This is a genomic window from Neobacillus rhizophilus, assembly GCF_018343535.1.
GTDB classification, from domain to species: Bacteria; Bacillota; Bacilli; order Bacillales; family Cytobacillaceae; genus Neobacillus; species Neobacillus rhizophilus.
This window is the reverse complement of sequence record NZ_JAGYPF010000002.1, coordinates 1,177,264-1,183,918: the sequence shown is the minus strand read 5'-3', so window position 1 is coordinate 1,183,918 and position 6,655 is coordinate 1,177,264. Positions and strand designations below refer to the sequence as shown.

6 protein-coding genes and 1 tRNA gene are annotated in these 6,655 nt (G+C 38.2%); 5 read left to right on the top strand and 2 right to left on the bottom strand.

The annotated features are described in order from the left end of the window. Positions 1–601 precede the first annotated feature (601 nt). From KHA99_RS13485 to KHA99_RS13470, 4 genes are all read left to right on the top strand, one after another. Positions 602–1,297, top strand: a complete 696-nt coding sequence (locus tag KHA99_RS13485; RefSeq protein WP_213117947.1) for an MgtC/SapB family protein — start codon at positions 602–604, stop codon at positions 1,295–1,297. A gap of 81 nt (positions 1,298–1,378) precedes the next feature. After that, a tRNA-Ala gene (locus KHA99_RS13480) sits at positions 1,379–1,451 on the top strand. A 304-nt stretch (positions 1,452–1,755) separates the two neighbouring features. Continuing rightward, a complete protein-coding gene (locus KHA99_RS13475; RefSeq protein ID WP_213117946.1) occupies positions 1,756–2,082 on the top strand; it encodes a DUF485 domain-containing protein in 327 nt (108 codons plus the stop codon). Then, entirely contained in the window at positions 2,082–3,620 is a 1,539-nt protein-coding gene (locus tag KHA99_RS13470) for a solute symporter family protein (RefSeq protein WP_213117945.1), read from the top strand. Before KHA99_RS13475 ends, KHA99_RS13470 begins: the two co-directional genes overlap by 1 nt. A gap of 63 nt (positions 3,621–3,683) precedes the next feature. Here KHA99_RS13470 and KHA99_RS13465 read toward each other — a convergent pair whose 3' ends face one another. Both KHA99_RS13465 and KHA99_RS13460 read right to left on the bottom strand, forming a co-directional pair. Next, positions 3,684–4,937: a DEAD/DEAH box helicase gene (locus KHA99_RS13465; RefSeq protein WP_213117944.1), complete on the bottom strand. Its 1,254-nt coding sequence runs from the start codon at positions 4,935–4,937 to the stop codon at positions 3,684–3,686. Positions 4,938–5,077: 140 nt separating this feature from the next. Beyond that, positions 5,078–5,443: an SCP2 sterol-binding domain-containing protein gene (locus tag KHA99_RS13460; protein ID WP_249366614.1), complete on the bottom strand. Its 366-nt coding sequence runs from the start codon at positions 5,441–5,443 to the stop codon at positions 5,078–5,080. A gap of 214 nt (positions 5,444–5,657) precedes the next feature. Here KHA99_RS13460 and KHA99_RS13455 point away from each other — a divergent pair, with 214 nt between their 5' ends. After that, a complete protein-coding gene (locus tag KHA99_RS13455) occupies positions 5,658–6,542 on the top strand; it encodes a selenium metabolism-associated LysR family transcriptional regulator (RefSeq protein WP_213117943.1) in 885 nt (294 codons plus the stop codon). Positions 6,543–6,655: the final 113 nt, after the last annotated feature.

Sequence of the window (6,655 nt, the reverse complement as noted above, 5' to 3'; positions counted from 1 at the left end):
AGCCAGGATCAAACTCTCCAATAAAGTTGAGTTGATTAGCTCAAAAATGTTACGTTGGCTTCGTTTCAAATGAAACGAATATTATTGTTTGTTGACGTTTTTGTTTGTTTAGTTTTCAAAGAACTATCATAAGGTTGAGTGTTTGTCCACTCACATTTTCTAGCATCGCTCTCAAAAGCGACTCCTTTAATTTATCACAGTCAACTTCTCGATGTCAACAACTTTTTTAAACTTCTTTTTCAGTTGTTTGCCACTCTCGAAGAGGACGAGAATTAATATACCATGATAAATAAATGTTTGCAATATAATTTATAATTTTTTTTTGAAATGATTTTAGTTTTTCTACCTAAATATCCATTAAAAAATATTATTGACCTCAAAAAACGAATTTTATCCTTGTAATTTCATCCTTAAGGGAGGTTAGAGGCATATTACAGATTCTAAACTGCAAATACATAAAACAAATAATAATTGTATATGTAATTAATGAAGCGTACGCATTTGTTCTTCCATATTGCGGTCCTTTATGCAAGAATCAAAGTATAAATAACAAATGAGTTTTCAAAAAAAATAGACGAATATATAAAATGGACGTGAATTTATGAGCAGCTTGGATTTAGATATACTGATTAAATTAGGAATTTCAGCTGTATTCGGTCTAATTATTGGCCTTGAACGGGAATTAAAAAGAAAGCCGGTTGGATTAAAAACAAGTCTCGTCATTTCAGTTGTCAGTTGTTTGCTGACAATTGTATCTATTGAATCGGCTTATATGTTCCCCGATTCAAAGGAAGTTAGAATTACCATGGATCCTTTGCGTTTGGCAGCACAAATCGTCTCGGGAATTGGTTTCCTTGGAGCAGGAGTCATTTTAAGAAGAGGTAATGACAGCATTTCCGGGCTAACTACAGCTGCCATGATTTGGGGGGCTGCCGGTATCGGGATTGCCGTAGGCGCAGGATTTTATTTAGAAGCATTCGTCGGCGTTGCCCTACTTATAATTAGTGTAGAATTTATCCCTGCCGTTATGAAAATTTTTGGACCAAAGCAATTACGGGAAAAAGAAATCATGCTTCAATTATTTATTCGAGACCAGGATCAGATTGATAAAGCTATATCTTATTTACTTGAGAAAAAATATATTTTGCGCAGAATACGGATTAAGGATCTAGATAACGGTGATCATCTGGTACAAATTTTAGTTGCTGTTGACTACCGCGAAAAGACAACGGATGTATATATGGCTGTTTCTGATATAGAAGGTGTTAAAAAGGTGGAAATTGAAAGCATTAGTTAAAAATAATTTTTTGTGATTCTCTAAATTTCCTCTTGCAATACGCTCGTAATGCAGATATAATTTTTCTTGTACTAATCCATCGGGGGCTTAGCTCAGCTGGGAGAGCGCTTGCATGGCATGCAAGAGGTCGTCGGTTCGATCCCGATAGTCTCCATCGTTATTCTGAAAAAAACCTTTGCAACTGCAAAGGTTTTTTTATTTTTCCAAAATTGATAAAAAAATTCCAAAATAAGAAAATTTTCCCTTGCAGCTATGATTCTCTTAAAATTATAATAAAAACCGTAAAATATTTTCAAATTTTAGAAATATCCGTTATTGAAAGGGGGGGAATTCTCAAGCCGATTGTAATCAGAAGTTTTATAACACCTTTGGCCCCTGCATCATTACCTGTCATCATTTTTTTATCTAAATTCCACATTCACTAATCCAATGGTTTATACGAAAGGGGGAGCTTCTATTTGGAAGCTAAAAAAATAAACACTCAAACTGAAAGCGATTACAGTTCTATCGTCCAGTCTTCTTCGTTTCAGACATTACTCTCCGAAAAGAAAAAATTTATTATTCCATTTACTATTTTCTTTTTCTGTTTTTATTTTGCCTTGCCAATCTTAACCTCTTATTCAACGATACTTAATACAAAATTTATCGGAAATATTACTTGGGCATGGGTATTTGCTTTCCTGCAATTTATTATGACATGGGGTTTGTGCATGCTTTATTCTAAGAAAGCGGCAAGGTTTGATGAGTTATCGTCCCAGGTCATTCAAGAAAGGGGGAATAGCTAATGAATACCCCTGCATTCCTTATGTTTCTTGCCATTGTTCTCGTAACGCTAGTCATCACATATTTCGCTTCCAAGAAAACCAAAAATGCCAGTGAATTTTATACGGCTGGCGGTGGTCTTACCGGCTGGCAAAATGGACTTGCCATCGCAGGTGATTATATGTCTGCAGCATCTTTCCTAGGGATTGCCGGTGCTGTAGCCCTGACCGGCTTTGATGGATTTTTCTATAGCATTGGGTTTCTAGTGGCTTACCTTGTCGTTCTCTATTTGGTAGCGGAACCGTTGAGAAACCTTGGCAAATACACTTTTGCCGATATGATAGCGGCTCGTTTTGATGCCAAAAAAATCCGCGGATTCGCTGCCATGAATACAATGACGATCTCAATTTTTTATATGATTGCTCAGCTTGTCGGTGCTGGTGCACTTATTAAATTATTATTAGGATTGGAGTATACAACCTCTGTCTTAATCGTCGGGGTGTTAATGACGGTATACGTTATTTTTGGGGGAATGCATGCAACAAGCTGGGTGCAAATCATTAAAGCGATCCTGTTAATGGGGGGCACCTTCATTATTTCTATGATTGTTTTTGCCAAGTTTAATTTTAGTATTACCGATATGTTTGCTCAAATGAAAACGGCAACTCCTTTAAAGGAATCCTTCCTAAATCCAGGTGTAAAGTACAAAGACGGTTTGGATACATTATCTCTAAATATGGGACTTGTTCTTGGGACGGCAGGGCTTCCGCACATTCTTGTCCGCTTCTTTACCGTAAAGGATGCCAAGACGGCACGCTCGTCTGTTGTTTATGCTACTTGGGTTATTGGACTATTTTACGTTATGACCATTTTCCTTGGTTTCGGTGCTGCAGCATTTGTCGGCAATGAAAAAATTATTGCTGCCAACCCCGCCGGAAATATGGCAGCGCCTTTATTAGCTCAAGCAATTGGCGGTAACATGTTGTTTGCCTTTATTTCTGCGGTGGCGTTTGCAACCATTCTCGCTGTTGTGGCGGGCCTTGTGCTGACAGCCGCTTCTGCGTTTGCCCATGACTTCTACAATGAGATTTTGAAAAAAGGAAAAGCAACCGAAAAGCAGCAGGTATTGATGGCCCGTTATGCAGCCATTGGGGTTTCTGTCGTATCTATTATTCTTGCATTAGGCGCACAAACGCTGAACGTTGCCTTCCTTGTTTCACTTGCATTTGCGGTTGCTGCAAGCGCAAATTTACCAGTCATTATTTATACCATCTACTGGAAACGTTTTAATACAAGCGGTGCGGTATGGGCGATGGTAGTCGGTCTAATTTCTGCTATCGGCTTAGTGCTGATCAGTCCGAATGTATTCAGTCCGGAAGTTGGTAAAGCTATTTTTGTAGGAAATCCTATTTTTCCATATACTACTCCAGGAATTGTTTCGATTCCGCTTGGTTTCTTAGCAGGTTACCTTGGAACCTTCTTCTCTAGCCAAAAGGCTGATGTTAAAAAATATGAAGAAGTGCTCGTTAAATCCAATACAGGGATTGGTTTAGGAAAATAAAATATAAAGGTTAAAAAAACCCCCTAAGCTGGATTGTTAAGTCCACTTAAGGGGTTCACTTCATTAATGGGGTTTTTTTCCTGTGAAATTCTTCTTCTGATGTTTTCTTTCACCATTTTTCTTTTGACGGACAGTTTTCATTTGCTGTCCAGCTTGACGTTTTTTTGCAGAAGTGTCCAGCTGAGTTTCTTTTTCCTTATTCGCATTCCCTAGGTTTTGTTTATTTATTCTAATATTTAGCTCTTTTTCAATTAAATCAAGAGTCGGTCGGTCCTTAGTAGAATAAAGGGTGATAGCTAGTCCTTTCGTCCCTGCCCTTCCGGTCCTGCCGATTCTATGAATATAACTCTCGGGATCCTGAGGAATATCGTAATTAAACACATGGGTTACACCTTCTACATCAAGTCCTCTTGCTGCTACATCGGTGGCAATTAGCAATTGTATTTCCGCATCCCGAAACCGTTTCATGACCTGCTCTCGTTTTGCTTGTGACAAATCACCATGCAACTCATCACAGGGAAATCCATGGCTTTTTAGAATTTCATAAAGCTTGGTAACTCTGCGTTTTGTCCGGCAAAAAATCACTGCTAAAAATGGCCGATGCGTTTCAATTAATTGAATAAGAGTTGCCTGCTTCGCACGGTCAATCGTATGAATGGCAATCTGTTTCACATTGTCAGCGGGGCCTTGAACTTTTTCGACTTGAATATATTCCGGGGTCCGCATGTATTTATTTGCAAGCTTTTTAACCTCAGGAGGAATCGTAGCTGAAAAAAGCATGGTCTGCCTGCTTGCGGGCGTTTCTTTAATGATCTCCTCAACCTCGCTGAGAAACCCAATATGAAGCATTTGATCTGCTTCATCCAGAACAAGATAAGATACATTCGCTAATTGGATTGTTTCCCTTCGAATATGATCGAGAAGTCTGCCCGGAGTTCCTACAACAATCTGTGGATGGTTCTTCAATTTCTTTAATTGTTTGTCAACATCTTGCCCGCCATAAACAGCTAGAACATTAATATCATCGAAATCATGAATCAATTTTTCAATTTCATCCGTAATTTGCAAAGCCAATTCCCTCGTTGGCGTCACAATAAGGGCTTGAATATGGCCGTCATTTCGATTTAATTTTTCAAGGATGGGCAGGATGAAGGCAAGCGTCTTGCCAGTACCTGTTTGGGCTTGGGCAATAGTATCCTTGTCCTTCATAATAATCGGAATCGCCCGGTATTGAATCGGTGTTGGGGTTGCGATCCCACACCCGCGTAATTTATCCACTACTGTGGTTGAAATCCCTAATGATAAAAATTCTGACAAAAAATCGCCTACTTTCTGTATTACCTTCCACTAATAATGATTGTTTTCCACAATAATTTCAATTATTCATTTGCGAAAAATTGAATTTACCAGGACAAAAGCAAAAGGCTGCTGAGATATCTCAGGCAGCCTGGTATTTCTTATAAAGGTTCTTTAAGATTATATTTTTTGAGAATGCTTTCTATTTTCAAACCAGTGCTTACGTCACCCTTTACCTTCACTTTTCCTGTCAGCAGGGCCATCGTACCGCTCATTTTACACAAAACAAATTTTTTGAAGGTATCATAGTTTAAAGACATCGTCACGTTAGGAGTAACTTGGACTCCTTCTTTAATTGTTAATGTACCCTCTTGAAAATAATGCTGATAGGTTGACGGTATCTGGTCATACACATCGTATTGAACAACTGCGTTAAAGCCTTGGATTGGACCTGGATTTTCATTAAAGATTTCCTCAATTCTTGCCATTAAATCCTTTAAAGAATACTCTTGAATCGCCTTTTCCATTAAGGGGGTCCTCCTTTAAATAAACCTTTATCTCCATGATACTAATTCGTATCATAAGGATAAAGTGACAATATTAAGAACTCTTTCAAATATCTAATAAAAAATTAGCTTTTTGAAATATTGGATTCATAAATATCAATGATATATTTAAACTATCTATTAATTCGGGTACCAATTATCGATTTTTACGAATGAAACATAGGAGGAACTCTCGTTGGATTTACACCAGTTATATGTGTTTACAAAGGTGGTTGAACATAAAAGCTTTTCGAAGGCCGCTGAAGATATTTTTCTAAGTCAATCTACTGTCAGTTCCCATATTCAGGCTTTGGAAAAAACATTGAATGTGCAGCTGTTTGATCGCGTTGGCCGTGAAAGTATTCTAACTCCCCATGGAGAGCGGCTTTATCAGTGGGCGCTTAAACTATTGCTCTTAAAAGACCAGGCTTTAATGGATTTAAAACAAGGAATGACTGAACTTCGAGGCATGATTCGGGTTGCCGCAAGCTCGGTGCCGGGGCAGTTCCTTCTTCCGAAAATGGTCAAGAGGTTTAGAGAAGATTACGAAAATGCCATGTTTCATATTAGCCAGTCCTCCTCAAAAAATGTCGTGGAAAAAGTACTAAACGGATCCGTCGAAGTTGGGGTCTTAGGAGAAAAGTATGAAAGCGATAAACTTCACTATATTCCGTTATTAAAGGAAAAGCTTGTTCTGATTTCAGCGAATGAACGAAATATAACAGAACCGGTTAAAATTCAAGAGATTTTGAAGTTTCCATTTATCATGAGGAACACTGATTCGGGCACAAATGCCATTCTTGAAAGGGTTCTAAAGAAACATAAAATATCAAAGGATAAATTGAATACTATCGCTTATACAGATTCCAGTCAAAGCTTAATACAGTTTGTCATACAAGACATTGGCATCTCGATTATTTCCGAAATAGCCGCACGAGATTATGCTTCTCAAAACAGACTTAAAATGTATGAAATTCCTGGATTTGATGAGGAAAGATACTTTTATCTCACCTATAACATCCATAAAACCCAATCCATCCTAGCCAAACTATTTATTGAAAAAGCCGCTGAATTGCTCTAAAAAAACTTTGACGGGGGTCATGCCCCCGCTGCTGTAAAGTGTAACGTCCGGCAGTTCCCCATCCCGATTCTTTAGTGAATTAAGGTTTAAGGATTACTTTGATGCAGTCCTCG

Bases quoted from the DNA above. Each gene is read 5' to 3' on its own strand.
- KHA99_RS13485 (WP_213117947.1), top strand. From the start codon at position 602: ATGAGCAGCTTGGATTTAGATATACTGATTAAATTAGGAATTTCAGCT.
- KHA99_RS13460 (WP_249366614.1), bottom strand. From the start codon at position 5,443: ATGGAAAAGGCGATTCAAGAGTATTCTTTAAAGGATTTAATGGCAAGA.
- KHA99_RS13470 (WP_213117945.1), top strand. From the start codon at position 2,082: ATGAATACCCCTGCATTCCTTATGTTTCTTGCCATTGTTCTCGTAACG.